Source organism: Streptomyces sp. Je 1-79 (genome assembly GCF_025195125.1).
Lineage (GTDB): Bacteria > Actinomycetota > Actinomycetes > Streptomycetales > Streptomycetaceae > Streptomyces.
The window spans coordinates 164,661-190,096 of record NZ_JAMGSL010000012.1 but is presented as its reverse complement, the minus strand read 5'-3'; the positions used below and the strand labels follow the sequence as shown (position 1 = coordinate 190,096).

33 protein-coding genes are annotated in these 25,436 nt (G+C 71.2%); 21 read left to right on the top strand and 12 right to left on the bottom strand.

Translation table 11 applies throughout. From position 1 onward, the window contains the following. Nucleotides 1-14: 14 nt before the first annotated feature. Nucleotides 15-299, bottom strand: coding sequence for a GntR family transcriptional regulator (locus M5362_RS24940; RefSeq protein ID WP_260229965.1), 285 nt, complete (start codon nt 297-299; stop codon nt 15-17). Between the two features lie 152 nt (nt 300-451). Between M5362_RS24940 and M5362_RS24935 the strand changes: the two genes are divergently transcribed. Together M5362_RS24935 and M5362_RS24930 are read left to right on the top strand one after the other, a co-directional pair. Then, entirely contained in the window at nt 452-781 is a 330-nt protein-coding gene (locus tag M5362_RS24935; protein ID WP_260229964.1) for a hypothetical protein, read from the top strand. Next, nucleotides 778-1,113 carry a hypothetical protein gene (locus M5362_RS24930; RefSeq protein WP_260229963.1) on the top strand — a complete coding sequence of 112 codons (336 nt, stop codon included), beginning with the start codon at nt 778-780 and terminating at the stop codon, nt 1,111-1,113. The genes M5362_RS24935 and M5362_RS24930 overlap by 4 nt, the downstream gene beginning before the upstream one ends. A 35-nt stretch (nt 1,114-1,148) precedes the next feature. Here M5362_RS24930 and M5362_RS24925 read toward each other — a convergent pair whose 3' ends face one another. Next, the gene (locus M5362_RS24925; RefSeq protein WP_260229962.1) at nt 1,149-1,595 is read right to left on the bottom strand and encodes a DUF1772 domain-containing protein; all 447 of its coding nucleotides are present in this window, start codon (nt 1,593-1,595) and stop codon (nt 1,149-1,151) included. Between the two features lie 91 nt (nt 1,596-1,686). On the opposite strand from M5362_RS24925, the gene M5362_RS24920 reads away from it, so the two are divergent. Further along, on the top strand, nt 1,687-2,265 hold the full coding sequence (locus tag M5362_RS24920; protein ID WP_260229961.1) for a TetR/AcrR family transcriptional regulator: 579 nt from the start codon (nt 1,687-1,689) through the stop codon (nt 2,263-2,265). 176 nt (nt 2,266-2,441) lie between these two features. Continuing rightward, the gene (locus M5362_RS24915; protein WP_260229960.1) at nt 2,442-3,371 is read left to right on the top strand and encodes a DMT family transporter; all 930 of its coding nucleotides are present in this window, start codon (nt 2,442-2,444) and stop codon (nt 3,369-3,371) included. Here M5362_RS24915 and M5362_RS24910 read toward each other — a convergent pair. Together M5362_RS24910 and M5362_RS24905 are read right to left on the bottom strand one after the other, a co-directional pair. Further along, nucleotides 3,274-4,161 carry a LysR family transcriptional regulator gene (locus tag M5362_RS24910; RefSeq protein WP_260229959.1) on the bottom strand — a complete coding sequence of 296 codons (888 nt, stop codon included), beginning with the start codon at nt 4,159-4,161 and terminating at the stop codon, nt 3,274-3,276. The genes M5362_RS24915 and M5362_RS24910 overlap by 98 nt on opposite strands. Further along, entirely contained in the window at nt 4,161-4,511 is a 351-nt protein-coding gene (locus tag M5362_RS24905; protein WP_260229958.1) for a PLDc N-terminal domain-containing protein, read from the bottom strand. The genes M5362_RS24910 and M5362_RS24905 overlap by 1 nt, the downstream gene beginning before the upstream one ends. A gap of 89 nt (nt 4,512-4,600) precedes the next feature. Between M5362_RS24905 and M5362_RS24900 the strand changes: the two genes are divergently transcribed. Both M5362_RS24900 and mqnP read left to right on the top strand, forming a co-directional pair. Further along, entirely contained in the window at nt 4,601-6,052 is a 1,452-nt protein-coding gene (locus M5362_RS24900; protein WP_260229957.1) for a menaquinone biosynthesis decarboxylase, read from the top strand. Further along, nucleotides 6,049-6,951: a menaquinone biosynthesis prenyltransferase MqnP gene (gene mqnP / locus M5362_RS24895; RefSeq protein WP_260229956.1), complete on the top strand. Its 903-nt coding sequence runs from the start codon at nt 6,049-6,051 to the stop codon at nt 6,949-6,951. Before M5362_RS24900 ends, mqnP begins: the two co-directional genes overlap by 4 nt. Nucleotides 6,952-6,964: 13 nt before the next feature. On the opposite strand, the gene M5362_RS24890 is transcribed toward mqnP, so the two are convergent. Then, entirely contained in the window at nt 6,965-7,570 is a 606-nt protein-coding gene (locus tag M5362_RS24890) for a rhomboid family intramembrane serine protease (RefSeq protein WP_260229955.1), read from the bottom strand. Between the two features lie 92 nt (nt 7,571-7,662). Here M5362_RS24890 and M5362_RS24885 point away from each other — a divergent pair, with 92 nt between their 5' ends. Beyond that, nucleotides 7,663-8,346 carry a UbiX family flavin prenyltransferase gene (locus M5362_RS24885; RefSeq protein WP_260229954.1) on the top strand — a complete coding sequence of 228 codons (684 nt, stop codon included), beginning with the start codon at nt 7,663-7,665 and terminating at the stop codon, nt 8,344-8,346. Here the strand turns inward: M5362_RS24885 and M5362_RS24880 are convergent. Then, on the bottom strand, nt 8,343-8,480 hold the full coding sequence (locus M5362_RS24880) for a hypothetical protein (RefSeq protein WP_260229953.1): 138 nt from the start codon (nt 8,478-8,480) through the stop codon (nt 8,343-8,345). The two genes, M5362_RS24885 and M5362_RS24880, sit on opposite strands and share 4 nt — an antisense overlap. Nucleotides 8,481-8,594: 114 nt before the next feature. Between M5362_RS24880 and M5362_RS24875 the strand changes: the two genes are divergently transcribed. The 5 genes from M5362_RS24875 (at nt 8,595) to M5362_RS24855 (ending at nt 12,839) form a co-directional block, all read left to right on the top strand. Next, nucleotides 8,595-9,050: an Lrp/AsnC family transcriptional regulator gene (locus M5362_RS24875; protein WP_260229952.1), complete on the top strand. Its 456-nt coding sequence runs from the start codon at nt 8,595-8,597 to the stop codon at nt 9,048-9,050. 48 nt (nt 9,051-9,098) lie between these two features. Next, nucleotides 9,099-10,262 (top strand): aminofutalosine synthase MqnE, encoded by a 1,164-nt coding sequence (gene mqnE / locus M5362_RS24870; RefSeq protein WP_260229951.1) that lies wholly within the window; start codon nt 9,099-9,101, stop codon nt 10,260-10,262. Between the two features lie 11 nt (nt 10,263-10,273). Next, entirely contained in the window at nt 10,274-10,798 is a 525-nt protein-coding gene (locus tag M5362_RS24865) for a GNAT family N-acetyltransferase (RefSeq protein ID WP_260229950.1), read from the top strand. 61 nt (nt 10,799-10,859) lie between these two features. Beyond that, the gene (locus M5362_RS24860; RefSeq protein ID WP_260229949.1) at nt 10,860-11,150 is read left to right on the top strand and encodes a DUF4229 domain-containing protein; all 291 of its coding nucleotides are present in this window, start codon (nt 10,860-10,862) and stop codon (nt 11,148-11,150) included. Nucleotides 11,151-11,525: 375 nt separating this feature from the next. Next, nucleotides 11,526-12,839: a dicarboxylate/amino acid:cation symporter gene (locus M5362_RS24855; protein ID WP_260229948.1), complete on the top strand. Its 1,314-nt coding sequence runs from the start codon at nt 11,526-11,528 to the stop codon at nt 12,837-12,839. Between the two features lie 57 nt (nt 12,840-12,896). Here M5362_RS24855 and M5362_RS24850 read toward each other — a convergent pair whose 3' ends face one another. After that, the gene (locus tag M5362_RS24850) at nt 12,897-13,169 is read right to left on the bottom strand and encodes a hypothetical protein (protein ID WP_308354909.1); all 273 of its coding nucleotides are present in this window, start codon (nt 13,167-13,169) and stop codon (nt 12,897-12,899) included. Between the two features lie 79 nt (nt 13,170-13,248). On the opposite strand from M5362_RS24850, the gene M5362_RS24845 reads away from it, so the two are divergent. From M5362_RS24845 to M5362_RS24830, 4 genes are all read left to right on the top strand, one after another. Next, entirely contained in the window at nt 13,249-14,076 is an 828-nt protein-coding gene (locus M5362_RS24845; RefSeq protein ID WP_260229947.1) for a helix-turn-helix transcriptional regulator, read from the top strand. Further along, nucleotides 14,073-14,276 carry a DUF397 domain-containing protein gene (locus M5362_RS24840; protein ID WP_260229946.1) on the top strand — a complete coding sequence of 68 codons (204 nt, stop codon included), beginning with the start codon at nt 14,073-14,075 and terminating at the stop codon, nt 14,274-14,276. The genes M5362_RS24845 and M5362_RS24840 overlap by 4 nt, the downstream gene beginning before the upstream one ends. Nucleotides 14,277-14,563: 287 nt before the next feature. After that, nucleotides 14,564-14,995 carry a hypothetical protein gene (locus M5362_RS33200; RefSeq protein WP_308354908.1) on the top strand — a complete coding sequence of 144 codons (432 nt, stop codon included), beginning with the start codon at nt 14,564-14,566 and terminating at the stop codon, nt 14,993-14,995. 457 nt (nt 14,996-15,452) lie between these two features. Then, a complete protein-coding gene (locus M5362_RS24830) occupies nt 15,453-16,112 on the top strand; it encodes a TetR/AcrR family transcriptional regulator (RefSeq protein WP_260229945.1) in 660 nt (219 codons plus the stop codon). On the opposite strand, the gene M5362_RS24825 is transcribed toward M5362_RS24830, so the two are convergent. After that, a complete protein-coding gene (locus M5362_RS24825) occupies nt 16,072-16,902 on the bottom strand; it encodes a MaoC/PaaZ C-terminal domain-containing protein (protein WP_260230024.1) in 831 nt (276 codons plus the stop codon). The two genes, M5362_RS24830 and M5362_RS24825, sit on opposite strands and share 41 nt — an antisense overlap. Before the next feature lie 110 nt (nt 16,903-17,012). Here M5362_RS24825 and M5362_RS24820 point away from each other — a divergent pair, with 110 nt between their 5' ends. Further along, entirely contained in the window at nt 17,013-18,884 is a 1,872-nt protein-coding gene (locus M5362_RS24820) for a long-chain fatty acid--CoA ligase (RefSeq protein WP_260229944.1), read from the top strand. Here M5362_RS24820 and M5362_RS24815 read toward each other — a convergent pair. Both M5362_RS24815 and M5362_RS24810 read right to left on the bottom strand, forming a co-directional pair. Then, nucleotides 18,874-19,122 carry an SCO4226 family nickel-binding protein gene (locus M5362_RS24815; protein ID WP_260229943.1) on the bottom strand — a complete coding sequence of 83 codons (249 nt, stop codon included), beginning with the start codon at nt 19,120-19,122 and terminating at the stop codon, nt 18,874-18,876. The two genes, M5362_RS24820 and M5362_RS24815, sit on opposite strands and share 11 nt — an antisense overlap. A 43-nt stretch (nt 19,123-19,165) precedes the next feature. After that, nucleotides 19,166-19,822, bottom strand: coding sequence for a pyridoxal 5'-phosphate synthase (locus M5362_RS24810; protein ID WP_260229942.1), 657 nt, complete (start codon nt 19,820-19,822; stop codon nt 19,166-19,168). A 20-nt stretch (nt 19,823-19,842) separates the two neighbouring features. Between M5362_RS24810 and M5362_RS24805 the strand changes: the two genes are divergently transcribed. Then, on the top strand, nt 19,843-20,613 hold the full coding sequence (locus M5362_RS24805; RefSeq protein WP_260229941.1) for a methyltransferase domain-containing protein: 771 nt from the start codon (nt 19,843-19,845) through the stop codon (nt 20,611-20,613). On the opposite strand, the gene M5362_RS24800 is transcribed toward M5362_RS24805, so the two are convergent. Both M5362_RS24800 and M5362_RS24795 read right to left on the bottom strand, forming a co-directional pair. Further along, the gene (locus tag M5362_RS24800; RefSeq protein ID WP_260229940.1) at nt 20,591-21,844 is read right to left on the bottom strand and encodes an FAD-dependent monooxygenase; all 1,254 of its coding nucleotides are present in this window, start codon (nt 21,842-21,844) and stop codon (nt 20,591-20,593) included. The genes M5362_RS24805 and M5362_RS24800 overlap by 23 nt on opposite strands. Before the next feature lie 182 nt (nt 21,845-22,026). Beyond that, the gene (locus M5362_RS24795; protein WP_260229939.1) at nt 22,027-23,196 is read right to left on the bottom strand and encodes an acetyl-CoA acetyltransferase; all 1,170 of its coding nucleotides are present in this window, start codon (nt 23,194-23,196) and stop codon (nt 22,027-22,029) included. Between the two features lie 33 nt (nt 23,197-23,229). On the opposite strand from M5362_RS24795, the gene M5362_RS24790 reads away from it, so the two are divergent. The 3 genes from M5362_RS24790 to M5362_RS24780 all read left to right on the top strand — a co-directional run bounded on the left by M5362_RS24790 (nt 23,230) and on the right by M5362_RS24780 (nt 25,420). Continuing rightward, on the top strand, nt 23,230-23,601 hold the full coding sequence (locus M5362_RS24790) for an iron chaperone (protein ID WP_260229938.1): 372 nt from the start codon (nt 23,230-23,232) through the stop codon (nt 23,599-23,601). Nucleotides 23,602-23,783: 182 nt separating this feature from the next. After that, nucleotides 23,784-24,950, top strand: coding sequence for an acyl-CoA dehydrogenase family protein (locus tag M5362_RS24785; RefSeq protein ID WP_260229937.1), 1,167 nt, complete (start codon nt 23,784-23,786; stop codon nt 24,948-24,950). Next, entirely contained in the window at nt 24,950-25,420 is a 471-nt protein-coding gene (locus M5362_RS24780) for a nitroreductase family deazaflavin-dependent oxidoreductase (protein ID WP_260229936.1), read from the top strand. Before M5362_RS24785 ends, M5362_RS24780 begins: the two co-directional genes overlap by 1 nt. Nucleotides 25,421-25,436 lie beyond the last annotated feature (16 nt).

Sequence of the window (25,436 nt, the reverse complement as noted above, 5' to 3'; positions counted from 1 at the left end):
GTGGGGTGGGGGGATCACACGTGCTGTTGACCCTCGTCCGTCGGCAGCGGGTCGGCGACGAAGGTGCCCTTGCCGTGGACGGTCAGGATCAGGCCTCGCTCGCGCAGGACCCGGGCCGCGCGCCGGACCGTCAGGTAGGCGACGCCGTACTCCTCGGCGAGGTCTCGCTCGGCGGGCAGGCGAGCGCCTGGGGTCAGCTCCCCGGCCGCGATACGGGCGGCGATGTGGTCGGCCACCGCGACGTACACCAGCTGGGGGCCTTGCGGGTCGAACTCGGGGATCTGGCTGCGGTCGGTCACCCGACCAACGTAAGCATCGAAGACCTGTGCGAACCAATAGTGAGCTATGCAGAGCTATGCATGCCTTATAGGCTCACGTGACACGAAGAACCCCGGCGACCGCTGGTATCGGTCCCGGGGCATGGCCACCAACCGCTAGAGGAGTTGATGACGTGCGGAACCCTATCGCGCGTTTGTTGGGCAGGGCGCTGCTTCCCGTACTGCTGGGGCTGCTCGTGCTGACCCTGCCGCCCACCGGCAGGCACCGTCCCCGCACGGTCACCCACCGCCGCCACCGCCGGCCCCGCCCCGCGTCACCCGCCCCGACGCGGCGGTCACCGTACGCCCAGGAGCGGACGGCGCTCCTCGACGGCGCCCGCTCGCCCCTGGAGCGCCCGTATCTGACGGCCCGTGCACAGCGCAGGCGCCGACGGGCGCTGTGGCTGGCGACGGTCGGGGTGGACGTCGATCACCGGAACATCCATGCCGGGAGTGCCCGATGAGCCGCTGTGGGGCGAGGCGGTCGGTGCTCGCGATCCCGGAGGTGGTGCGGCCGGTGTGGGGCGGCTCGGTCTGCGTGCTGGACGTGGGGCACGACGGCCCGCACCGGGACCGTGCGGGTGACGGCTGGTGGGTGACTCCGGAGATCGCCGACGCCGTGAGCCTCTCCCTGGTGACCCGCGCCCTCGCGGACGGGCCCGAGCCGGAGTTCCGGTCACCGCGCTGCACGGTCGGCCGCCACGACCGCTGCCGGGACGGGGTCCACCGCGAGACGGGCGTACGGGAGGTCCGCCACCTCGTGTGCGGGTGCCCCTGTCACACTCCGACCGGCTAGGGCGCGGATCGGGTGGGATCTCAGTGGCAGCTGCATCAGGCGAGGGCGGCGACCAGCAGGGTGAACGCGGCGATGATGACGGCGACGCGGAGGTAGTGGTAGCGGTTCCAGCGGTGCAGCTGCTGCTTCCAGTCGGCGGGCCGGTTCTCGGGGGTCCAGGTCTTGTTTCGGTTGTTGATCGGGACGAGCAACAGGATCGACATGACCACGCTGAGGATCAGCAGTCCGGCGGCGGTGACGACGAGTCCGGCGCCGTGGTGGTGCCATCCGGCGACGGCCCAGATCCCGCTGAGGACGAGCGAGCCGATGTACCAGAACGGCATCAGGGTGCCGAGCATCCGGCCGCCGTGGGCGTGGCCGATCTGCCCGCTGTCCTCGGGAAGCGCGTCCAGGATCCGGTTCATGATGAAGGCGACGGAGAATTCCACCCCCACCATCAGGCCGACGACCACGGTGGTGACGACCTCGAGCACGTTGAGCATGATGACCCCTCCTCATATCTAGCGTTGCTAGCTGATGAGGCAACGCTAGTACTGCTGCCGCTCGGTTGTCTAGCGGTGCTAGAATCCATGCATGTCGGTAAAGGAACGCAAGGAGCGCGAACGGGCGGAGCGCGAGCGCCTCATCGTGGCGACGGCCCGCGAACTCGCCGAGCAGCAGGGCTGGGACGCGGTCACCACCCGTCGGCTCGCCGAGCGCATCGAATACAGCCAGCCCGTCCTCTACAGCCACTTCCGCGGGAAGCGCGAGATCATCGGCGCTGTCGCCCTGGAGGGCGCCGCCGAGCTCGCCGCGGCGGTGCGTGCCGCGACCGCCGCCGCGGACGGCCCGCGCGAACGGGTCGACGCCCTCGCCCGCGCCTACCTCGACTTCGCCGAGCGCAATCCGGCGGTCTACGACGCCTTGTTCCAGCTCGACGGAGGCCTGGCGTACGCGCAGGAGGACACCCCCGAGCCACTGAAGGACGCCTTCGCCGCCCTGCTGGAGTGCCTCGCCGAGGTCGCCGGCGAGGGCGTCCACCCGGGGATGTTCACGGAGGTGTTCTGGGCGGCCCTGCACGGCCTGGCGACGCTGACCCGAGCGGGCCGCCTGCTGCCCGAGGACGCTGAGCCGAGGGTGCGGCTGTTGGTGGACCGGCTCGTCATGGTCTGACACACCGCCGCGCCGGGGGCGTTCTGCGGCTGCCCTCCGGGCGCCTGGTCCGGGGCCGTGCGCTGCGCCGTTGCCAGGGCGGGCCGAAGGGGCATCGGCTCCGCCGATGGCCCCATCGAAAGGACGCCCCACTGGCTCGTGGACCGGCGACCGCACCCGTTCGTAGCGTCGCTGTCATGAGAAACGAGACCAGGGGAACCCTCGAACTGACCCTCGCCATGGTGCTCTCCGGCACCCTCGGCATCTTCGTCGTCGAGTCCGGCGCGTCACCCTTCGACGTGGTGTTCTTCCGCTGCCTCTTCGGGGCCGCCGCCCTCGGCGCGTACAGCCTCGCCCGGGGCTACTTCACCGGTCACGGCCTGACTCCGGGGAAGCTCGGGCTCGCCGCACTCGGCGGGGCGTTCATCGTCTTCAACTGGGTCTTCCTCTTCGAGGCGTACGAGGCGACGTCGATCTCCTTCGCCACCGTCGTCTACCACACGCAGCCGTTCTTCCTGGTGGTCCTCGGCGCCGTGCTCTTCCGGGAGCGGATCACCGCCGCCAAGCTCGGCTGGCTCGGGGTGGCGTTCGTCGGGCTCGTGCTCGTGTCCGGCGTACGGCCCGGGGACACCGCATCCCTCAAGGGGCTCGGCCTCGCGCTCGCCGCCGCCGTGCTCTACGCCCTCTCGACGGTCGTCACCAAGCGGATCACCGGCGTCCGGCCGCACCTGATCGCCCTCGTCCAGGTGCTCGTCGGCATCCCGCTGCTGCTGCCCTTCGCCGACTTCGGCGCGGCCTCGCGGCTCGGTGCCGGGTGGGGCTGGCTCGCCGGGCTCGGCCTGATCCACACAGGACTCATGTACGTCCTGATGTACGCGGCCTACCAGAAGCTGCCGACCGCGAAGATCGCCGTGCTCGCCTTCACCTACCCCGCCGTCGCGATGTTCGCCGACTGGGCGGTGTACGGACACCACATCGGGCTCGTCCAGGCGCTCGGCGTCCCGCTGATCGTCCTGGCCGGACTGAAGGTCACCCTCGCTGCTCGGACACCAGCCGCCGCGCCTGCTCCACGAACAGCCGCACCTGCGCCGGAAGCCGCTTCCCCCGCCGCCACGCGATCTGCGTGAAGAGCGTGAACGGCGGACGCCAGTCCAGCTCCACCAGTGCCCCGGACGCCAACTCCTCGGAGACGGTGACCCGGGGCACGAGGGCGATGCCCAGGCCGCCCGCCACACCCCGCTTGGTCGCCTCCAGCGTGCCGAACTCCATGAACGGCGGGGACCATTCCCGAAGCTCTCGCTCGAACAGATCGCGGTACGGGCACCCCGGCTCGGTCCCCACCAGCTGACCCGCCGCGAGGTCCGCGGAGACCAGACCCGTACGCCCCGCGAGCGGGTGACGCGGGGAGCCGACGAGCACCAGCGGCTCCTCGGCCAGCACCTCGCTCTCCAGGCCGGCGTGTTCGGTCTCGGGCTCCATCAGGAAGCCGATGTCGTACGTCCCCTGGCGCAGCGCCTGCCGGGTCTCGTCGCCGAGGGTCGGGCGGAGCGACAACCGCACCTTCGGATAGCGGTGGTGGAAGAGCTCCAGGAGCGGCGGCAGCCGGTAGGAGGTCAACGACTCCATCGTGCCCACCGCGATCGTCCCCGCCGGCTCCTCCTCGGTCTCCACGACCGCGGCCCGCGCCTCCTCGGACAGCTCGATGATCCGGCGGGCGTACGGCAGGAGCCGCTCACCGGCCTCGGTGAGCCGGATGCGGCTGCCGAGACGTTCGAACAGCTCCACGCCGAGGGAGGATTCCAGGGAGCGGATCTGGCCGGTCACGCTGGACTGGGCGTACCGCAGGTCGGCGGCGGCGCGGGTGAAGGAGAGGACAGCCGCCACCTTCTCGAAGGTGACGAGGAGCCGGAGCTCCATCACTTGTCCTTGTCGCGGTCCTGCTCGTCCTGCTCGCTCGGCTCCTCGTCCTTCGGCTCGTCCGCGGCGCGCGGCGGCTTCTCGTCCTCACGGAGCGACTTCAGGAACTCGGGGTTGTCGTCCGGGGCGACCCACTGGTTCGCCCCGCGGCCGCCGGCGGTGAAGCCGCGCCGGCGGTCCTTGCCCGCGAAGAACCACACGATCGGGGCGGCGATCGGGAACAGCAGGATGAGGACGACCCAGGCCAGCTTGGGCAGGTGCTTGGTCTCTTCTTCGGGGGTGGTCACGCAGTCGATGCAGGCGTAGATCGTCAGCGCCAGCGGCAGGATGAACATCAGCGCCCTGAGCATGTGGGACAGCCCCCTGGATCCAGTGGCGGGGTTCGTTTCCTCGGCCCCGGTGACAAGCCAAGCGTAGCCGGTGGCCGATACTGGGCCCCATGGCTTACGACGATCTCCGCTCGCTGCTCAGGGCCCTTGAGCGCGAAGGCGACCTCAAGCGCATCAAGGCCGAAGTCGATCCGTACCTGGAGGTCGGGGAGATCGTCGACCGGGTGAACAAGGGGGGAGGCCCGGCGCTGCTCTTCGAGAACGTCAAGGGCTCCGCCATGCCGCTCGCGATGAACGTCTTCGGGACCGACCGGCGGCTGCTCAAGGCGCTGGGTCTGAAGTCGTACGGCGAGATCAGCGAGAAGATCGGCGGGCTGCTCAAGCCCGAGCTTCCGCAGGGTTTCGTCGGGGTGCGCGAGGCGTTCGGCAAGCTCGGCTCCATGGTCCACGTGCCGCCGAAGAAGGTGAAGGACGCCCCCGTCCAGGAGACCGTCCTGACCGGCGACGACGTCGACCTGGACCTGCTGCCCGCGCTCTTCACCTGGCCCAAGGACGGCGGGTCCTTCTTCAACCTCGGTCTGACGCACACCAAGCACCCGGAGACGGGTGTGCGCAATCTCGGTCTCTACCGCCTCCAGCGCCACGACAAGCGCACGATCGGCATGCACTGGCAGATCCACAAGGACAGCCGCAACCACTACGCGGTGGCGGCCGAGCGGGGCGAGCGGCTGCCGGTCGCGATCGCCTTCGGCTGCCCGCCGGCCGTGACGTACGCCTCGACGGCGCCGCTGCCCGGCGACATCGACGAGTACCTCTTCGCCGGTTTCGTGCAGGGCAAGCGGATCGAGATGGTCGACTGCAAGACCGTGCCGCTCCAGGTGCCGGCCAACGCCGAGGTCGTCATCGAGGGCTGGCTGGAGCCGGGCGAGATGCTCCCGGAGGGCCCCTTCGGCGACCACACCGGCTTCTACACGCCGCAGGAACCGTTCCCCGCGCTGAAGATCGACTGCGTCACCATGCGGAAGCGTCCGCTGCTCCAGTCGATCGTGGTCGGCCGGCCGCCGACGGAGGACGGGCCGCTGGGGCGCGCGACGGAGCGTTTCTTCCTGCCGCTCCTCAAGATCATCGTGCCGGACATCGTGGACTACCACCTGCCCGAGTCGGGCGGCTTCCACAACTGCGCGATCATCTCGATCGACAAGAAGTACCCGAAGCACGCGCAGAAGGTCATGCACGCCATCTGGGGTGCGCACATGATGTCGCTGACCAAGCTGATCGTCATCGTGGACAAGGACTGCGACGTCCACGACCTGCACGAGGTCTCCTGGCGGGCGCTCGGCAACACCGACTACGCCCGCGACCTCACGGTCGTCGAGGGCCCGGTGGACCACCTGGACCACGCCTCGTACCAGCAGTTCTGGGGCGGCAAGGCGGGCATCGACGCGACGAGGAAGCTGCCCGAGGAGGGCTACACCCGGGACGGCGGCTGGCCGGACATGGTGGAGTCCGACCCGGCGACGGCGGCCCTGGTGGACCGCCGCTGGAAGGAGTACGGCCTGTGACCACCGCGGCCGTACCCGGCGCCCAGCCCGGGCGCACCAAGGCGTTCCTGCGGCTGGTGATGATCGAGCACTCGGTCTTCGCGCTGCCGTTCGCGTACATCGCCTCGCTGACCGCGATGTTCCAGCTGGACCGGAGCATCCACTGGGTCACGCTGCTGCTCGTCACCGTCTGCATGGTCGGGCTGCGGACCTTCGCGATGGCCTGCAACCGCATCATCGACCGCGAGATCGACGCCCGGAACCCGCGCACCGCCCAGCGCGAGCTGGTCACCGGGGCCGTGTCGCTGCGCTCGGCGTGGACGGGGGCGGGGATCGCCGTCGTCGTCTTCCTCGGGGCCGCCGCGCTGCTCAACCCGCTCTGCCTGGCGCTCGCGCCGCTCGCCGTGGTGCCGATGGTGGTCTATCCGTACGGCAAGAGGTTCACGAACTTCCCGCACGCGATCCTCGGCCTCGCGCAGGCCATAGGGCCGATCGGGGCCTGGCTCGCGGTGACCGGGGAGTGGTCCTGGGACGCGGTGATCCTCGGGCTCGCGGTCGGGATCTGGATCGGCGGCTTCGACCTGATCTTCGCCTGTCAGGACGTCCAGGCCGACCGTGCCCAGGGCGTCATGTCGGTGCCCGCCCGCTTCGGCGTCCCGGCGGCGCTCTGGGGCGCGCGTGCCTCGGCGGTCGTGACGACGGGGCTGCTGGTCTGGTACGCGCTGGCGACGGACGCGGGGCTGTTCTTCTGGGTCGGCCTGGTGATCGTGATCGCGGCGTTCTGCTACGAGCACACGATCGTGAAGCCGCACGACCTGTCCCGCCTGAACCGCGCCTTCTTCACGACGAACGGCTTCATCGGGATCTCGCTGTTCCTGTGCGCCCTGATCGACCTGGTGATGCGCGGCCTCACGCTGTGACGCACCGCGTGACTCACGGGGTGAGCGCGGCCGGCCTGCGGGCGGGGCGGAAGAGGAAGGCCGCGCCCACGCCCGCGACCAGGCCGACGAGGTGACCCTGCCAGCTGACCGTGGTGTTGGCGGGGGAGATGCCGAGCAGGATCGTTCCGCCCCAGAAGGCGGCGATCGTCACCCCCACGGCGATGCCGAGAAGCCTGCGCTCCACGAAGCCGCGGACCACGAGGTAGCCGAAGAGGCCGAAGACCAGGCCGGAGGCGCCCGCGGTGATCGAGTTCGACGGGGAGATCAGCCAGACGCCGATGCCGTCGGCGACGACGATCAGCGCGCAGACGGCCACGAAGCGGCGGATGCCGCCGAGGGCGGCGAAGAAGCCGAAGATCAGCAGCGGGAGGCTGTTGGACGCGACGTGCCCGAAGCCGAAGTGCAGGAACGGCGCCGCGAGGATCCCGCCGAAGCTGTCGGGGTCGCGGGCGACGATGCCGTAGGCGTCGAGCTCGTGGCCGGTCGCGAAGTCGACGGCCTCCAGGACCCAGAGGGCGGCCACCCAGACGAGCATGAGCACGGCGGCGGTCTTGGCCCGGTCGGCCGAACGCCGCTCGCCCGTTCGCGGATCGGTCATCGCGTCCCCCTGCGGTCGGTACGCCTCCCCCCGGAAACGTTCGGGTCACCTTACTCAGTTCCACCGGGGGCGGGCCGGATAGGCTCGTCGGCGTGGAGCAGGCAGAGGAACAGCAGCGTCGTCCCTGGGTGGTCGGGGTGTCCGGGGCGTCAGGAACCCCGTACGCCGCCGCCGTTCTGAGGGGGCTGCTCGCAGCGGGGGAGAGCGTCGACCTGGTCGTCTCGCGGGCGTCGCGGCTGACGCTGCTCGACGAGACGGGAATCGCCTTCCGGGACGCGCACTGGCGCGAGGACCTGGCGGCCTGGCTGGCGCGGGGCGCCGACGGGAAGCCGGGCACCTTCGACGTCCCGCTGGACGACGTGCGGTACTGGGCGGCCGGGGATCTGGCCGCGGGGCCGAGCAGCGGCTCGTACCCCGTGAAGGGAATGCTGATCGTGCCCGCGTCGACCGCCTCGGTGGCGGGCGTGGCGCTGGGACTTTCGAAGGACCTGTTGCAGCGGGTGGCGAGCGTGACGCTCAAGGAGCGCCGGCCGCTGGTGGTCGCGGTGCGCGAGACCCCGCTGAACGGGCAGACGCTGAAACACCTGGTGGCGCTGGACGAGGCGGGCGCCGTGGTGCTGCCCGCCTCTCCGGCGTTCTACGCGGGGGCGACGCACATCCAGGATCTGGTGGACTTCGTCGCCGGGCGGGTGCTCGACGCGGCAGGGGTGCCGCACCGGCTGTACCGCCGTTGGGAGGGAGAGCTCGGCGGTGGTGCGAGCTCTCGGGGGGATTAGCGCTTCTTGGCGGCGCGCTTCTTCGGGGCGCGCTGTGAAGCGGACGGCTGGTGGGCACGCGAGCGGTTGGCCAGCTCCTGCAGCTCGCGCATACGGGCGTAGGCCATCTCGATCGTGTACACGGTGAACACCACTCCTGAAAGATCGTCTTTGTTCAATTGAAAGATTCACAGGGTGTCGACCCCTGTGTACCTTAGATTCTATACCTAAACTCGCGGTATCGCTGGACAATGGAAGGCTTCGTACCTATGGACGCCGTGGACAGGCAGCTCATCCAGGCTCTGCGCGAGAACGGCCGTGCTTCGTACGCCGAACTCGGCCGGCTCGTCGGGCTCTCCGGCCCCTCCGTCACCGACCGGATCAACCGCCTGGAGTCGGCCGGGGTCATCACCGGCTACCGCGCGACGGTCGACGCCGCCTCGCTCGGCCTCGGCGTCACCGCCCTCATCGGCATCTCCCTCTCCGACGCCGCCGACCACGAGGACGTGGCGCGCCGTCTGAAGGACCTCGCCGAGATCGAGGACTGCTGGTTCATCGCCGGCGACGACTCCTACATGCTCAAGGTCCGGGTCAGCGACGTCGACGGACTGGAGAAGACCATCCGCCGGCTCTCCGGCACCAAGGGCGTCTCCCGCACCCGTACGACGATCGTGCTCTCCACCAAGTGGGAGAACCGGGTCGGAGATCTGCCCGAGGAGGGCTGAGAGTACGGTGGGTGGAGCCTGAAATCGTCAGACATGGGAGGCGGCCAGATGGACGCGGGACTCAAGCGCGAGCTGGAGCAGAAGGTCCGTTCCGGAGAGCGGCTGAGCCGCGAGGACGGAATCGCGCTGTACGCGTCCGACGACCTGGCCTGGCTCGGCGGCCTGGCCCACGAGGTCCGGACCCGCAAGAACGGTGACGTCGTCCACTTCAACGTCAACCGCCACCTCAACATGACGAACGTGTGCACCGCGTCCTGCGCCTACTGCTCGTTCCAGCGCAAGCCGGGCGAGAAGGACGCGTACACGATGCGCATCGAGGAGGCCGTCCGCCTCGCCAAGGCGATGGAGAACGAGAACCTCACCGAGCTGCACATCGTCAACGGGCTCCACCCCAACCTGCCCTGGCGCTACTACCCCCGCTCGCTCTCCGAGCTGAAGAAGGCGCTCCCGAACGTCTCCCTCAAGGCCTTCACCGCCACCGAGATCCACCACTTCGAGACCATCTCGGGCATGTCCGCGTCCGACATCCTCGACGAGCTGATCGAGGCCGGACTGGAGTCCCTCACCGGCGGCGGCGCGGAGATCTTCGACTGGGAGGTCCGCCAGCACATCGTGGACCACCGCACCCACTGGGAGGACTGGTCCCGGATCCACCGCCTGGCGCACTCCAAGGGCCTGAAGACCCCCAGCACGATGCTGTACGGGCACATCGAGGAGCCCCGGCACCGCGTCGACCACGTGCTGCGGCTGCGCGAACTCCAGGACGAGACCGGCGGCTTCCAGGTCTTCATCCCGCTGCGCTACCAGCACGACTTCGTCGACATGCAGGACGGCAAGGTCCGCAACAAGCTCCAGGCGCGCACGACGATGGCCACCGGCGCCGAGGCGCTGAAGACCTTCGCCGTCTCCCGGCTGCTCTTCGACAACGTGCCGCACGTCAAGGTCTTCTGGGTCATGCACGGCGTCCAGACCGCCCAGCTCGCCCTCCAGCACGGCGCCGACGACATGGACGGCTCGGTCGTCGAGTACAAGATCACGCACGACGCCGACAACTACGGCACGCCGAACAAGCTGGGCCGCGACGACCTGCTGGAGCTCATCCGGGACGCCGGCTTCCGCCCGGTGGAGCGCAACACGCGCTACGAGATCATCCGCGAGTACCCGGGGCCGGACGCGGAGCGCCGCGAGTCGCCCCAGCCGATGCGCGTCTGAGGCCCGGCCGGATGCCCCTGAAGTTCGAACTCGATCCGCCGGTGACCCCCGCGCTGCGGGACGGCGTCCTGCGCCTGTGGGCGGACGTCTCCAACGCGGGCGGCGCCGTCGGCTTCGTCCCTCCCGTCACCGCCGACGACGTCAGGCCCGAGCTGGTCAAGCACCTCGCCGCCATGGCCGAGGGCCGGATGCGGATCGTCGTCGGGTACGAGGAGGACGGCACCGTCGCCGCCACCACCTTCGTCGCGTACAACACGCACCGGCTGATGCGGCACTGGGTCTGGCTCTACACGGTCATGGTCCACCCCTCCCACCAGGGCAAGGGGTACGGGCGCGACCTCATGGCCGCCGTCGAGGACGCCGTGCGCGGCTTCGAGGGGATCGAGGCGATACGCCTCACCTGCCGGGGCGGCACGGGCGTCGACCGCTTCTACGGCTCCTGCGGCTACAAGGAGGTCGGGCGGGTGCCCGGCGCCATCCGGGTGGCCGAGGGCGACGACCGGGACGACATCTTCATGCTGCTCCCGCTGAACTGATCGATTTCGGTCCGTGCTTCACTTGACGGGCGAATCCGCACAGACAGAGAAAGGGGCCGTCGTGGCCGCGAACGGAACGGGTGCAGCGACCCTCCGGTACACCCTGATGCGCCTCGGCGTCTTCGCCGGCTGCTTCTTCGCCCTCTGGGGACTCGTCTACATCGGCGTGCTGCCGCGCGGCCTCGGCGACTCCAACCTGCTCTGGGTGCTCCTGCTCTCCATCGTGATCTCCGCGCCCCTCAGCTTCGTGCTGCTGCGCGGCCAGCGGGACGCGATGTCCGAGCAGATCGTCGCCAAGGTGGACCGGGCGAAGGGCCGCCTGGCGGCCAACCGCGCCAGCGAGGACGCGTAGGGAAACCGTGTAGGAACCACGTAAGGTTCATCACAGCTTGTCCTGGAATGACACCCCGGACGGGAGCTTCGAAGGCTCCTGACCGGGGTGTTCTGCGTTTCGGAGGCGAGGGAGGGGTCTCGTCACCTCAAAGAAGGGCTTTGAGGTTCTCAAAGTTCAAGTGTTAACGTATCCGCCATGAAGACAGCAGTGCGCCTCCACGATGCCGCGAGCACCCCGCTCGTGGCGCGCCTGCATGTCGATCTGTGCCGCTGTATGTCCGCGGTCTGTTGCCGCGAGCTCTGACCCCGGCATCATGCAGCGGTACCGCCTGAGCGCGTGTGTACCGCACCCCCGTCCCCGTATTTCCCCGATACGCACCTGTGGAGTGTGTCTGTGTCCGCGTCCGCCACGCCCGAGACGAAGTCCCCGGCTTCCTCCCGCATACCCAAGGTCCCCTTCTGGGCCCAGATAGTCGCCGGCCTCGTCCTCGGCGTCCTGCTCGGCTGGCTCGCCCGCAGCCAGGACGTCAGCTGGCTGAAGGAGACCCTCGGCCAGGTCGGCGACATCTTCGTCCAGCTCCTGAAGCTGGCCGTCGCCCCGCTCGTCTTCTTCGCGATCCTGGTGTCGATCACCAACCTGCGCAAGGTCAACAACGCCGCCCGGCTGGCCGCCCAGACCCTGGTCTGGTTCATGATCACCTCGCTGATCGCGGTCGGCATCGGCCTCGCGATCGGCCTGATCACCAACCCGGGCGCCGGCACCGGCCTCACCCCGCAGGACGGCAAGCTGCCGAAGCGCGAGGGCACCTGGATCGACTTCCTGACCGGGATCGTCCCGACGGACGTCATCACCCCGTTCACCGAGCTGAACGTCCTGCAGATCGTCTTCATGGCCGCCGTCGCCGGCATCGCCGCGCTGAAGCTCGGTGACCGCGCCAAGCCGATCCTGGCCCTCTCCGAGTCGGTCCTGGAACTGCTCCAGAAGGCCCTGTGGTGGGTCATCCGCCTCGCCCCCATCGGCACCGTCGGCCTCATCGGCTTCGCCATCGCCGACTACGGCTGGGAGCTGATCGGCAAGTACGCGACCTTCACCGCCGACGTCTACATCGGCTCGGCCCTCGTGATGTTCGGCGTCTACCCGCTGCTGCTCGCGACGGTCGCCAAGGTCAACCCGATCCAGTTCTTCAAGGGCGCATGGCCGGCCATCCAGCTGGCCTTCGTCTCCCGCTCCTCGGTCGGCACGATGCCGGTCACCCAGAAGGTCACCGAGCGCCTCGGCGTCCCGAAGGAGTACGCCTCCTTCGCCGTCCCGTTCGGCGCGACGACCAAGATGGACGGCTGCGCCGCGATCTACCCGGCGCTGGCCGCGATCTTCATCGCGCAGATCTTCGACGTGCAGCTGGGCATCCAGGACTACCTGCTGATCGCCTTCGTCTCGGTCGTCGGCTCCGCGGCCACGGCCGGCCTCACCGGCGCGACGGTCATGCTGACCCTGACCCTCTCGACGCTGGGCCTCCCGCTGGAGGGCGTGGGCCTGCTGATGGCGATCGACCCGATCCTGGACATGATGCGCACGGCCACGAACGTCGCGGGCCAGGCGCTGGTCCCGGTCGTCGTCGCCGCCCGCGAGAAGATCCTGGACGTCGACGCGTACAACGCGGCCTCGTCCTCCCCGGTCGACGACCGCGAGCCGGCGCTCGCCGCGTAACGCCCCGGCGCCCAGGCGCCCTTGATGCCCATGCCCCCGACCGCGGGGGCGTGGGCTTCACTGCGTTCCGCCGCCGCCCGCCCGCAGCGCCGAGGCCAGCCGACGCGCCACGTCCGGGCGGCACCGCCCCAGGTCCACCAGCGGTGTCAGATGCGGACTGGCCAGGGACACGAGATCGAGCCCCAGCGACGGCAGCCGGACGCCCACCTCGGCCAGCGCCGCCCGCAGCTCGTCCCGTGCCGCCCGGGCGTCCCTGATCTCGTCGACCGCCGTCTCGCGCCCCATCGCTCCCATGGCCCGCGCATCCTCCTCGTCGTCCTGTGCTTTCACGGACGAGCATGAATGCGTGTCGCTACGATCACCAGGGGTAACGGTTTACGCGGTGGCGGAACGAAAACGGGGGTCGCCTGTGCCCGCACCGAAAGAACTCGATCCATCGGCGTCCCTCGCCGCGCTGTACGGCACGAAGCTGCGCAAGCTGCGGGGCCGTGCGGGGCTCACGCAACGGCAGTTGGGCGACCGGATCCCCATCGCGCACAGCCGCATCGCCCAGTTCGAGCTGGGCAAGGAGGTCCCGCCGGAGGACGTGAACGGCAGGCTGGACGCGATCCTGGGTGCGGAGGGGGACCTGGTCGACCTGTGGGGGCACTTACGGCGGACGCCGTATTCGGACTGGGTACGGAAGTTCATGCAGTACGAAGCGAGGGCCAGCGCCATGCACAAGTACATGGCGCACAGCGTGCCGGGTCTGCTCCAGACCGCGGAGTACGCGCGCGAGGTGCTGCGCCTGGGGCAGCCCTGGTGCACACCCGCCGAGATCGAGGAGATGGTGACGGCCCGGATGGAGCGGCAGTCGCTGCTCAGGCGGAAGCGGCCGCCACTGCTCTGGGTCGTTCTCGACGAGGCGGTGATCCGGCGCCCGGTTGCCGGTGGAGCGGTGATGCGCGACCAACTGGCAGTCGTCGTCGAGGCGGCGAAGGCGCCCTACATCGAGATCCAGGTGCTTCCCTTTGCCGCGGGCGGGCACTCCGCGATGGGCGGCTCCCTCACCGTGCTCTCCTTCGAGAACAGCCCCGACGTGGCCTACCTGGAGGCCGGACACTCCGGCGAACTCGTGGAGGACAGAGCCATGGTCGCCCGCCACTCCTATCGTTACGATCTTGTACATGCCAGAGCGTTGGCGCCGGAGGCATCAACGGCCTTGATCCAGCAGGCGATGGAGGAGTTCGGACCATGAGTCATACCCGAGTCGACCTGACCGCTGCGGCGTGGCGCAAGAGCTCGTTCAGCGACGGCGGCGGCGGCGACTGCGTCGAGGTCGCCGACAACATTCCCGGCACCGTCCCCGTCCGGGACAGCAAGAACCCCACCGGCCCCGCCCTACTCGTCCCCGCCCCCGCGTGGGCCGCGTTCGTGGATCACATCAAGGGGATCTGAGGTCCAGGGTCCACCCACCGGGGCGCGTCGGCGCGCGCTCCGGTGGCGTGCGCCGTAAAAGGAAAAGGAACGGGAGAGAACCCACCCAACCACCCCCCGACCCCCCCCAACTGACCATGTCACACCATCGGGTGACACAGTGTTGGAAACGCGGATCGGTGAGGTACGGTCGGCCACGTCACATGGCATATGCAACTCGGCCCCCGGCAGGACGGCAATCCTGACGAGGGCCTGACCGCTCAGGAAGCGATACCTTCCCAATGGCTGATCCGCAGTCTAACGCGGCCGTGTCCGCGCATCCCCTGTCCCGCGCGATTCCCGACGGCGCGCCCCGCCCCGGTGTGATCCACATCCGGCATCGCCACACCGAACGCTTCACCGTGGTCGGCAACCACCTCGCCCAGCACGAGAAGCTCTCCGCCGCCGCGATCGGGCTCGCCGTGTACATCCAGTCGCTGCCCGACGGGGTCTCCGTGACCGCCAAGGCGCTCGCACTCCGCTTCCGGGAGGGCGAGAAGACCGTCCGCCGGGCGCTCAACGAGCTGGAGTGCGCCGGATACCTCGCCCGACCCCGACTCCCCGTCGGTGGCGGCAAGTTCGCGACCCGGACCCCCTCCCCGAGCCGTCACCCCCACCCGTCCGCCCCGCCGCCACTGCCCTCCCCGGCGGCCCCGCCGCCGATCTGCTTGCTCGGCTTCGGGGCGTCGATCCCCGGCTGACGCTCTCCGTTCGGGACATCGGCCACCTCGTTCCCGCCGTCGACATCTGGCTCGCCCGTGCCGTCAGCCCCGCGCAGATCACCCGCACCCTCACCGCGAGCCTTCCGCCCCAACCGGTTCCCATCCACCATCCGGCCCGCTTCCTGGGGTACCGCCTCAGCGTCCATCTCCCGCCCCCGCTCCCGGCCGAGGGCCCGCCTCCGGTCGGGCCGCCGCCCCTGATCACCTGCGACGGCTGCGAGCGCGCCTTCCGCAGTCACGATCCGGACGAGCGGTGCGCGGACTGCCGCGAGGCGGGGGATCGCCCGGCCGCGTGACCGGGAAGGAGTCGTCGTCCGGTTGCGCGGCCGCAAGGCGGGAACGAGCCAGAGCAGCGGCCGTCCCGCCCGGGCACGGGTGGCGGGCACGTAGGCTCTCTCCCGGTCAGGCAGGCGGGGGCTGGGGAAGGATGGGCGAGGTGGGCGCCACGAAGGTCAAGCGGATGCCGCGGGAAGTGCGTGAGCGGCAGATGATGGACGCTGCCGTGCAGACCTTCGGGCAGCGGGGGTACCAGGCCGCGTCCATGGACGAGATCGCCGAGCTCGCGGGCGTCTCGAAGCCGCTGGTCTATCTGTATCTGAACTCCAAGGAAGAGCTCTTCACCGCCTGTATCCGGCGCGAGGCGCAGGCGCTGCTCGCCGCCGTCGCGGCCGGGGTCGACTCCCGGCTGCCGGCCGAGGAGCAGTTGTGGGCCGGGCTGCTCGCCTTCTTCACGCACGCCGCCGAGCATCCCGACGGGTGGGCGGTGCTGAGCCGGCAGGCGCGGACGCACGGGGAGCCGTTCGCCGGTGAGGCGGCGCGGATGCGGGACGAGATCGTGGCGTACGTGGGGACGCTGATCGGGGCCGCCGCGCGGGAGACGCACCGTGCGACCAAGCGGGATCCCGAGCTGGCCGAGCGGGATGTCGCCGGGCTGTCCCAGGCCCTTGTGGGTGCCGCGGAGTCGCTGGCGGCCTGGGCCAACGAGACGCCGGGGATGACGGCCTGGGAGTCGGCGGCGACGCTGATGAACTTCTCCTGGGCGGGGCTCGGCAACCTCATGCAGAGCGAGCGCTGGTCTCCTCGTACTCCCCGCTGAAGCCCGTGAGGTGCAGCCGGTCGCCGGACCTCAGCTGGAAGGCGCCCGTGCCGTCGGCGCCGTGGCCGACGCTGCACGGCAGCAGGACCGGTGACCTGAACTCCGCTCGCGCGTAGGCCTGTTCGCCGGTCGGGTCCTGCTCCGCCAGGCAGCGGGCGAACGTCCACATGCCGTGCGCGACGGTGCGTGTGAAGCCGAAGGCCCGTGCCGTGAGCGGGTGGAGGTGGATCGGGTTCCGGTCGCCGGAGACGGCCGCGTAGCGGCGGCCGAGGTCGGGCGGCAGGTGCCACTCGGTGGTCGTGGGCAGGAGCGGGGGCTTCGTGGGCGGGGTGTCCACGGTGCTCGGGTGGCGCGCCAGATAGCCGCTCGCCGACTCCCACACCAGCCGGCCCGCCAGCCGTGCCTCCGTCACCATCGTGACCTCCGTGCCCCGGCGGTGCGGGGCCGACTCCTTGGCGTACACGGTGATCTCGGGGCGATCCGCCGACGTCAGCGGGGCGTGCCGGGTGATCGTGATCCACGTGTGGACGAGTCCCAGCAGGGGGAGCGGGAAGTCCCGGCGGCACATCAGCCGCATCGCCGCGGGAAAGCCGAGGACGTGGGGGTAGGTCAGCGGCAGCGTGCCGTCGGCGTGGCGGAAGCCGCAGACGCGTGCGTACGCCGTGAGGCGGGCCTCGTCCACGCGCAGCGGGCCCCGGGTGATCCGGGTCCGGGGCAGCGGGGCGTGCGGGCGTGCCCGGGTGAGGGGGGCGCGGATCACGGCCCCGGCCAGGGCGAGGAGGTCCGTCATCGCGTCACGCCCCATTGTCCCAACTCCCTTACCGGTCTTAGATTTACCGAAAAGTAAGGTTACTCGTAGGTCAGTAGCCGGTGTCCATCCCGACGACCGAGGAGCCGCACGTGTCCGACAACGAGCCGCAGCCGTACGTCACCGTCGTCGCCGGGAGGGCGCGCGAGGCCTCCGTGCCCCCGCTCGCGCCCCCGGTCCGGCGCGGTTCGCTCGCCGACATCCCCTACGACAACGCCCGCGCGGACCCGCGCTCCGTCGTCTTCGGCCGTAAGCGGCGCGACGGCAGCTGGGAGGACGTCACCGCCTCCGCCTTCGCCGCCGAAGTGCACTCGGTGGCCAAGGGGTTGATCGCGGCGGGGCTGCGCCCCGGTGACCGGCTCGCCCTCATGGCCCGTACCACCTACGAGTGGACGCTCCTGGACTTCGCGGCCTGGGCGGCCGGCCTGATCACCGTCCCCGTCTACCCCACCTCCTCGGCCTTCCAGACCCGCTGGATCCTCCAGGACTCCGGGGCCACCGCCTGTGTCGTCGAGGACGCGGCCCAGGGGCGGATGGTCTCCACCGAGCGCCGCGGACTGCCCGGCCTCGCCCCCCTCTGGGTCCTCGACGCGGGAGCCGTCGACCATCTGCGCACGTCCGGGGCGCACGTCCCCGACGAGGCGGTGACCTCGCGCCGCGGCCTGCTCACCCCCGAGACCCTCGCCACCCTCATCTACACCTCGGGCACCACTGGCCGCCCCAAGGGCTGCGCCCTGACCCACGCCAACTTCTTCGCCGAGGTCGACAACGCCATCGCCTTTCTCCACCCCGTCTTCCGGGAGGTGAGCAAGGAGGTCCCGTCGACGCTGCTCTTCCTGCCCCTCGCGCACGTCTTCGGCCGGATGGTCGCGATCGGCTGCGTACGGGCGCGGGTACGGCTCGGGCACGCACCGTCCATCGAGAACAACGACCTGCTCGCCGACCTGGCCGGCTTCCGGCCCACGTTCCTGCTGGCCATCCCGTACGTCCTGGAGAAGGTGTACAACTCCGCCCGGGCGACGGCGGAGCGGAGCGGCCGGGCCGGATCCTTCGACCGTGCGGCCCGCGTCGCGCAGCGGTACGGGCACGAGGACGAGCCGTCCCTCGGGCTGCGGGCGGCCCGCGCGCTGTACGACCCGCTGGTCTACCGGCGGATCCGGGACGCCCTCGGCGGCCGGGTCCGGCACGTGATCTGCGGCGGGTCACCGCTGGGCGCCCGGCTCTCGGAGTTCTACTCGGGGGCGGGCGTCGACGTCTACGAGGGGTACGGCCTGACGGAGACCTGCGCCGCCGCGACGGTCACCCCGCCGCGCCGGCCGCGGACCGGGACCGTCGGCCGGCCGCTGCCCGGCACAGCGGTGCGGATCGCGGAGGACGGCGAGGTCTGGCTCAAGGGCGGCCATGTCTTCGCCGGCTACTGGGACGCCCAGCGCGGGGTCGCCCTGCCCTACACCGACGAGGGATGGTTCCCGACCGGGGACCTGGGCGCGCTGGACGAGGACGGCTATCTGCGGATCACCGGCCGGAAGAAGGACATCCTCATCACCTCGGCCGGCAAGAACGTCACCCCGGCCCCGCTGGAGGACTGGCTGCGCGCCCACCCGCTGGTCGGCCAGTGCATGGTCCTCGGCGACAACCGTCCGTACATCACCGCGCTGATCACCCTCGACCACGAGGGGCTCGTGCACTGGCGGCGGATGCGGAAGAAGGACCACATCGCGCTCTGGAAGCTCGCCCGAGACGAGGAACTCCTCGCCGCGCTCCAGCGGGCCGTGGACGACGCCAACCGGCTGGTGTCACGCGCCGAGTCGATCCGCGCCTTCCGCGTCCTGACCGCGGAGTGGTCCGAGACCAGCGGCCATCTGACGCCCTCGCTGAAGCTGCGGCGGGGCGCGGTCCTGCGCGACTTCGCCCGCGACATCGAGGGGATGTACGGGGGCGAGGACGCGGTCGTCACACCATGAGGCTCACTTCGTGGATCTCGTCGGCGGCGTGGCCCGTACGGGCGTGAATGCGCTGGACCGCGTCGGCCGAGGGTCCGTGGGACAGGCAGTAGACCGTGCCGGAATCCGGGTCCGCCCAGGCCTTCTCGAAGTGGACGCCCTCGTCCTTCTCGATCGCGAGGTCGGCCGCGTGCGCTTCCTTCAGCTCGTCGGCGGTGATCCCCTTCATGTTCCGGTGGACGTCCATGTACATACCCATGGTTCTCACACCTCCTCCTCTCATGGTGCGCCCCCGCCGCCGGTCACGGCCAGAGCAACTCCCGTACCCAGCCCGATGCCCCGCCCCGGCGGTAGCGCAGCCGGACGTGCCGGCGCCGCTCGTCGCCCTGGAAGAACTCGACCTCGGCCGGTTCCAGGACGTAGAGCGTCCAGCTCTCGGCATGGGCTCCCGGCTCCGCCTCCGCCCGCTCCCAGGCCGCCTCGCTCACCCGGCGCAGCTCGTCCAGCGAGCCCAGCGCCTCGCTCTGGCGGCCCACGAGCGCCGAGGCCAGCGCCCCGGTGGAGCGCGCGTGCAGGTCCGCGTAGGCCTCGTCACGCGGGGAGGCCGATACGCGGCCGCGGATGCGGACCTGGCGGGCCTGGCGGGGCCAGTAGAAGCCGAGCGCGGCCTCGGGGCGGGCGGCGAGCTGGCGGCCCTTCGCGCTGGTGGCGTGCGAGGCGAAGTGCCAGCCGCGCTCGTCGGCGCCGTGCAGCATCAGGGTGCGGACGTCGGGCCGGCCGTCCTCGTCCACGGTCGCCAGGGACATCGTGTGCGGCTCGACCTGCCCGGCCTCGGCCGCCGAGACGAACCAGTCGTGGAAGAGGGGCAGGGGCTCGGCGGGGGCCGTCGCGGGGTCGAAGACGGGCAGCTCGGTGTCCCAGACCCGCAGGGAGCGGAGGGTGTGGTCGAAGTCGGTCATGGGCCCATCATGATGGGCCCATGGCATCTTCCTTCGACGACCTGGTCCGTGAGGCCGAGGCAGCGCCCGTGTCCGGCTGGGACTTCTCGTGGCTCGACGGCCGCGCCACCGAGGAGCGCCCCTCCTGGGGCTTCCAGCGCATCCTGGGCCAGCGCCTCGCGGAGGCCTCGGCCGCGCTGGACGTCCAGACCGGCGGTGGTGAGGTCCTGGCCGGTGCGCTGCGGACCGGAGCGGGGAAGCCCGCCGTGCTGGCGGCCACCGAGTCCTGGCCGCCGAACATCGTCAAGGCCACCCGGCTGCTGCACCCCCTCGGCGTCGTGGTCGTCGCCGACCCGGACGAGCCGCCGCTGCCGTTCGCCGACGCCGCCTTCGACCTGGTCACCAGCCGCCACCCGGCGACCGTGTGGTGGTCCGAGATCGCCCGGGTGCTGCGCCCCGGCGGCACGTACACGGCCCAGCACGTCGGCCACTCCTCGGTCTTCGAGCTGGTCGAGTTCTTCCTCGGGCCGCAGTCCGAGGAGGTCCGGCGGGGCCGTCACCCCGACGACGAGAGCGCGCAGGCCCGCGCTGCGGGCCTGGAGGTGACCGACCTGCGCTTCGAGTCGCTGCGGACGGAGTTCTTCGACATCGGCGCGGTCGTGTACTTCCTGCGGAAGGTGATCTGGATGGTGCCCGGCTTCACGGTGGAGGCGTACCGGGACCGGCTGCGTGAGCTGCACGAACGGATCGAGCGCGAGGGCCCGTTCGTCGCCCACGCGACGCGCTTCCTCATCGAGGCACGCAAGGCGTAGCCGGGAAGGCCGGGTACTCCCCGAGCGGCACCGCGGTCGCGGCCCGCTGGATGTCGTCGCGGATCTTCTTCGCGATCAGGTTCTTCCAGGGGGTCCGGGGGAGGGTGCGCACCATGAGCATGCGCAGGGCGATCCTCCAGCGTGAGGAGAGCGTCATCTCCTTCGCGAAGCGGGCCGCGAACCGCTGGTTGAGCTCCACGCCCGGCCGCATCACGCGCTCGTACGCCGCGAAGGCCGCGCGGTGGTCGCCGTGGGCCGCCGCGAGTTCGCCCGCGAGGACGTACGCGCCGGTGAGGGCGAGGCCGGTGCCCTGGCCGGAGGCGGGGGAGGCGCAGTGGGCCGCGTCGCCGAGGAGGACGACGCGGCCGCTCGACCAGCGGTCCATCTCGATGAGCGCGATCGCGTCGAAGTAGAAGTCGTCGGCGCCGGCCGCGTCGGCGATCAGCCGCGGGATCTCCCAGTCGTCGCCCGCGAAGGCGTGGGCGAGCAGCCGCTTCTGGGCGTCGGTGTCCCGGGGGTCGTAGGACAGCTCCCCGGGGGAGGCGAAGACGAAGCAGTTCTTCGCCGTGTGCGCCAGCTCGCCCGCGGTGCTGTAGACGCAGACCAGCTTGTCCGGGCGCGCGTGGTACGTCTCCCAGCGGGTGAGGCCCAGGCGGTCGGGGCCGGTGAAGATCGAGATGTACGCGCCCAGGTACCGCCGGAAGCGCCGCTCGTCGCCGAAGACGAGGCGCCGGGTGTTCGAGTGCATGCCGTCCGCGCCGACCACCAGGTCGAAGCGGCGGCGCGTGCCGCTCTCGAAGGTGACGTCGACGCCGTCGCCGTCGTCGTGCAGGCCGGTGACGGAGTCGCCGAAGACGTACTCGACGTCCTCGCGGGTCCGTTCGTAGAGGATCCGGGCGAGGTCACCGCGCATGATCTCGTCGTCCTGCCCGACCCGGCCGCCGAAGATCTCGGCGGGCAGCCGTCCGACCGTACGGCCCCGGGAGTCGACGTACGAACCGCCGTCCATGCCGGTGGAGCCGGCGCGGATCGCGTCGAGGATCCCCATCCGGCGGCAGACCTCGACGGCGGTGCCGCGGATGTCGACCTTGTAGCCGCCGGTGCGGAGTCCGGGGGCGCGCTCGACGACGGTGGGGGTGAAGCCGTGGCGGTGGAGCAGGAGGGCGAGGGCGGGTCCGGCGACCGAGGCGCCGGAGATGAGGACCGTCTGGCTCGCGGGCGGGTGCGTCATGGCGGGACTCCTCGTCGGACGGCGCGGGGCCACGGCGGCCCCGCACCCACGACTGTACGGATGTCTTACACGCTTGTCTAGGACGCTTGTATAGATCATGGCGCTTGCGTAGATCCGTTTCCATGGATCCCGGGGCCGGCGGTCACCCCGGCCCAGGTCTCCATGGATCCCGGGGCCGGCGGTCACCCCCGGCCCAGGACCACCGTCCCCGACGAGCAGAACCAGCCCCCGGTCCCCGACGCCACCGCCAGCTCCGGCAGGCTCCCGTCCGCCCGGCGCACCTGGAGCCCCGGCGCCTCTCCGCGCAGCTGCCGCACCGCCTCCACCAGCAGGAACAGCCCCCGCATGCCCGGGTGGCAGGCGGAGAGTCCGCCGCCGTCGGTGTTCACCGGCAGCCGGTCCTTCTCCTCGACGAACGGGCCGCCCTCGCCCTTCGCGCAGAACCCGAGATCCTCCAGGGTCACCAGCGTCATGTACGTGAAGGCGTCGTAGATCTCCGCGAGGTCGATGTCCTCCGGCCGCACCCCCGCCCGCTCGAAGGCGAGCCGGCCGCTGACCGCCGCCGGGGAGACGGTGAAGTCCTCCCACTCCGACATCGTGGTGTGCGAGACGTGTTCACCCGTGCCGAGGATCCACACCGGCGCCTTCGCCGTGTCCGGTACGTACTCCTCGGCCGCGAGCAGCACCGCACAGCCGCCGTCGCTGCGGATGCAGCAGTGGAGCTTGGTGAACGGGTCGGCGATCATCGGGCCGCCGAGCACCTCGTCGACCGTGACCGGTTCGCGGAACATGGCCTCCGGGTTGAGCGCCGCGTTCGCCCGCGCCCGGACGGCGACCTCGGCGAGCTGCTCCAGGGTCGTCCCGTACTGGTGCATATGGCGGCGGGCGGCCATCGCGTACTTGGCGATCAGGGTGTGCCCGTACGGGGCCTCGAACTGCAGGGGGCCGCGCGCCCCGAAGGAGAGGTTCGACGTGCGCCGCCGGGCCTTGATGTCGGCGCGGGCGGTCGAGCCGTAGACGAGCAGGACGGCGTCGGCGTGGCCCGCGGCGATGGCGTCGGCCGCGTGGGCGGCCATGACCTCCCAGGTGGCGCCGCCCACGGCGGTCGAGTCCACCCAGCGGGGGCGCAGCCCCAGGTACTCGGCGACCTCGACCGGTGCGAGGGTGCCGAGCCCCGCCGAGGCGAGGCCGTCGATCACCGAGCGGTCGAGGCCGCTGTCCGCGAGGGCGCGGCGTGCGGCCTGGGCGTGCAGAGTGTAGGGAGTGGCCTCGTCGACCCGGCCGCAGTCGGAGAGGGATATGCCGACGACGGCGACGCGGCGTCCGGCGCGGTTCCGTGAAGTGGTGGGCATGAATCTGACGGTACATCAGATAGGGAGAGTCGGATGGCGAGAAGTACGGCCGAAGACGTCGACGGCTACCTCGCCGAGCTCGTGGAATCGGACCGGTTGACGGTGCTGGTCCGGCTGCGCGAGCTCTGCCGCACCGAGCTGCACGGCTTCGAGGAGGTCATGGCCTACGGCATGCCCGCGTACCGGCGGCCGGGCGGGGAGCCGGAGATCGCCTTCGCCGCGCAGAAGCAGTACCTCTCCTTCTATCTGATGCGGCCGGACGTCCGGGAGGCCTTCGAGGAGCGGCTCGCCGACCAGGACATGGGGAAGGGATGCCTGCGCTTCCGGCGCCCGGAGCGCGTCGACTTCACCCTCGTACGGGATCTGCTGCGGGCGACGGCCAAGGCGCCGGGCGACGCCTGCTGAACGGGCGGGGGTCGGCGGGCGGTCGAGGACGACCGGCGCGCCGGACGGCGGGGCGGCGGCTCGGCGGGTCGGCGGATCCGCGTGTCGAGGGGCGGGGTGGTGATATCCCGTCCCTCCAGACACTGGGATTCTTCCTCCGTCCACCCTAACATGACGGACCGTCAGATACGGAGGGGAGCCCCATGGACGCCGCCTTCACCGCGGAGCAGGACGAGATCCGCCGCACCCTGCGCGAACTGCTCGCCAAACGCTCCGGACCCGCCGAGGTCCGCGCCGCCGTCGCCACCCCCGAGGGGTACGACACCGACCTGTGGAACCGGATGTCCGGCACCCTCGGACTGCCCGGGCTCGCCCTGCCCGAGGAGTACGGAGGCGTCGGCTGCGGCCCCGCCGAACTCACCCTCGCCTGCGAGGAGACCGGCCGGGCCCTCGCCCCCTCGCCGCTCCTCGCCACCGCCCTCCTCGCCGCCCCCCTGATCCGCGCACTCGGCGCCGAACGGCAGCGCGCCGACCTCCTGCCGCGTATCGCCGACGGATCCCTGACCTGCGCACTCGCCGTCCCCGGGGCCTCGCTGGCCGTCGCCCTCGGGCTGACCGGCGACAACCGCTCGTGGGTCGCCGGCGGCGGACGGGCCGGTGGCGTCCAGGCGCGGACCGCCGGCGCGGGGTGGCAGCTGTACGGGGAGGCGACCCAGGTCCTCGACGGGCACAGCGCCGGCCTGCTCCTGGTCGCCGCCCACGCCGGCGGCTTCGCGCGGAGCCGGACCCTGCTCTTCCTCGTACGGGGGGAGGCGGCCGGACTCGTCCGCCACCGGCAGCCGACCCTGGACGCGACCCGCACCCAGGCGTCGGTCCAACTGCGCGATGTGGAAGCGGAGTGGCTCGGCGAGGAGCCGGTCGACGTCCATGGCGCGCTCGTCGCGACCGGCCGGACGGCGGCCGTGGCGCTCGCGGCCGAGGCGGTCGGCGCGGCCCAGGCCGCCCTGGACCGCACGGTCGAGTACGTCGGCTCCCGTGAACAGTTCGGGCGGCCGGTCGGCTCCTTCCAGGCGGTCAAGCACCGGGTCGCCGACCTGTACGTCCAGGTGGAGGCCGCGCGCTCGCTGACGTACGGCGCGGCCCGGGAGCCGGGGACGGGCGCGCTGGCCCTCGCGGCCGCCCTGGAGGCGCTGCGGACGGTCGCCGGAGAGACGATCCAGCTGCACGGCGGCCTCGGCTTCACCTGGGAGCACGAGGCGCATCTGTACTTCAAACGGGCGACCGCCGACGAGCTGCTCTTCGGGCCCGCTCGCCGGCTGCGCGAGCGGGCGGCCCAGGCGACGGGCCTCTTCGGAGAGGTGGCGGCCTGATGCCCGTCGGCGTGCGTCTGATGCAGAAGGTGTCGTCCACGAGGACGTTCGCGAAGGTCGCCCCGCACTTCATCCCGGCGATGGACCGGGCCGTGCACCGGCTGACGCGCGGGAAGGTGCTGCTGAGCGCCCGGATGCTGCCCGGGGTCGTCCTGACGGCGAAGGGCGCCAGGTCGGGGCAGCCGCGGGTGACCCCGCTCGCGTGCATGCCGGAGCCCGGCGGGACCTGGCTCCTGATCGGGTCGAACTTCGGGCGCGACGGACATCCGGCCTGGACCGCGAACCTGCTGAAACACCCGGACGCGGAGGTGAGTTGGCGCGGCGAGACGATTCCGGTGCGGGCGGAGCCGCTGGCCGGTGAGGAGCGGGCGGAGGCCTGGCGGGCGGTGCTCGGATTCTGGCCGCCGTACGCGACGTACCAGGCGCGGATCGACCGGGAGATCAGGCTCTTCCGGCTGACGAGACGGTGATCCCGCGCCGCGCCGC

Excerpts from the sequence above, each read along its gene's own strand:
- M5362_RS24790 (WP_260229938.1), top strand. The coding sequence starts at position 23,230 with ATGGCGAGAAGTACGGCCGAAGACGTCGACGGCTACCTCGCCGAGCTC.
- M5362_RS24810 (WP_260229942.1), bottom strand. The coding sequence starts at position 19,822 with ATGACCGACTTCGACCACACCCTCCGCTCCCTGCGGGTCTGGGACACC.
- M5362_RS24800 (WP_260229940.1), bottom strand. The coding sequence starts at position 21,844 with ATGACGCACCCGCCCGCGAGCCAGACGGTCCTCATCTCCGGCGCCTCG.
- M5362_RS24900 (WP_260229957.1), top strand. The coding sequence starts at position 4,601 with ATGGCTTACGACGATCTCCGCTCGCTGCTCAGGGCCCTTGAGCGCGAA.
- M5362_RS24910 (WP_260229959.1), bottom strand. The coding sequence starts at position 4,161 with ATGGAGCTCCGGCTCCTCGTCACCTTCGAGAAGGTGGCGGCTGTCCTC.
- M5362_RS24805 (WP_260229941.1), top strand. The coding sequence starts at position 19,843 with ATGGCATCTTCCTTCGACGACCTGGTCCGTGAGGCCGAGGCAGCGCCC.
- mqnE (WP_260229951.1), top strand. The coding sequence starts at position 9,099 with ATGGACGCGGGACTCAAGCGCGAGCTGGAGCAGAAGGTCCGTTCCGGA.
- M5362_RS24920 (WP_260229961.1), top strand. The coding sequence starts at position 1,687 with ATGTCGGTAAAGGAACGCAAGGAGCGCGAACGGGCGGAGCGCGAGCGC.
- M5362_RS24915 (WP_260229960.1), top strand. The coding sequence starts at position 2,442 with ATGAGAAACGAGACCAGGGGAACCCTCGAACTGACCCTCGCCATGGTG.
- M5362_RS24905 (WP_260229958.1), bottom strand. The coding sequence starts at position 4,511 with ATGCTCAGGGCGCTGATGTTCATCCTGCCGCTGGCGCTGACGATCTAC.
- M5362_RS24825 (WP_260230024.1), bottom strand. The coding sequence starts at position 16,902 with ATGACGGACCTCCTCGCCCTGGCCGGGGCCGTGATCCGCGCCCCCCTC.
- M5362_RS24815 (WP_260229943.1), bottom strand. The coding sequence starts at position 19,122 with ATGGGTATGTACATGGACGTCCACCGGAACATGAAGGGGATCACCGCC.
- M5362_RS24875 (WP_260229952.1), top strand. The coding sequence starts at position 8,595 with ATGGACGCCGTGGACAGGCAGCTCATCCAGGCTCTGCGCGAGAACGGC.
- M5362_RS24785 (WP_260229937.1), top strand. The coding sequence starts at position 23,784 with ATGGACGCCGCCTTCACCGCGGAGCAGGACGAGATCCGCCGCACCCTG.
- M5362_RS24925 (WP_260229962.1), bottom strand. The coding sequence starts at position 1,595 with ATGCTCAACGTGCTCGAGGTCGTCACCACCGTGGTCGTCGGCCTGATG.
- M5362_RS24840 (WP_260229946.1), top strand. The coding sequence starts at position 14,073 with ATGAGTCATACCCGAGTCGACCTGACCGCTGCGGCGTGGCGCAAGAGC.
- M5362_RS24780 (WP_260229936.1), top strand. The coding sequence starts at position 24,950 with ATGCCCGTCGGCGTGCGTCTGATGCAGAAGGTGTCGTCCACGAGGACG.
- M5362_RS24890 (WP_260229955.1), bottom strand. The coding sequence starts at position 7,570 with ATGACCGATCCGCGAACGGGCGAGCGGCGTTCGGCCGACCGGGCCAAG.
- M5362_RS24865 (WP_260229950.1), top strand. The coding sequence starts at position 10,274 with ATGCCCCTGAAGTTCGAACTCGATCCGCCGGTGACCCCCGCGCTGCGG.
- M5362_RS24930 (WP_260229963.1), top strand. The coding sequence starts at position 778 with ATGAGCCGCTGTGGGGCGAGGCGGTCGGTGCTCGCGATCCCGGAGGTG.
- M5362_RS24795 (WP_260229939.1), bottom strand. The coding sequence starts at position 23,196 with ATGCCCACCACTTCACGGAACCGCGCCGGACGCCGCGTCGCCGTCGTC.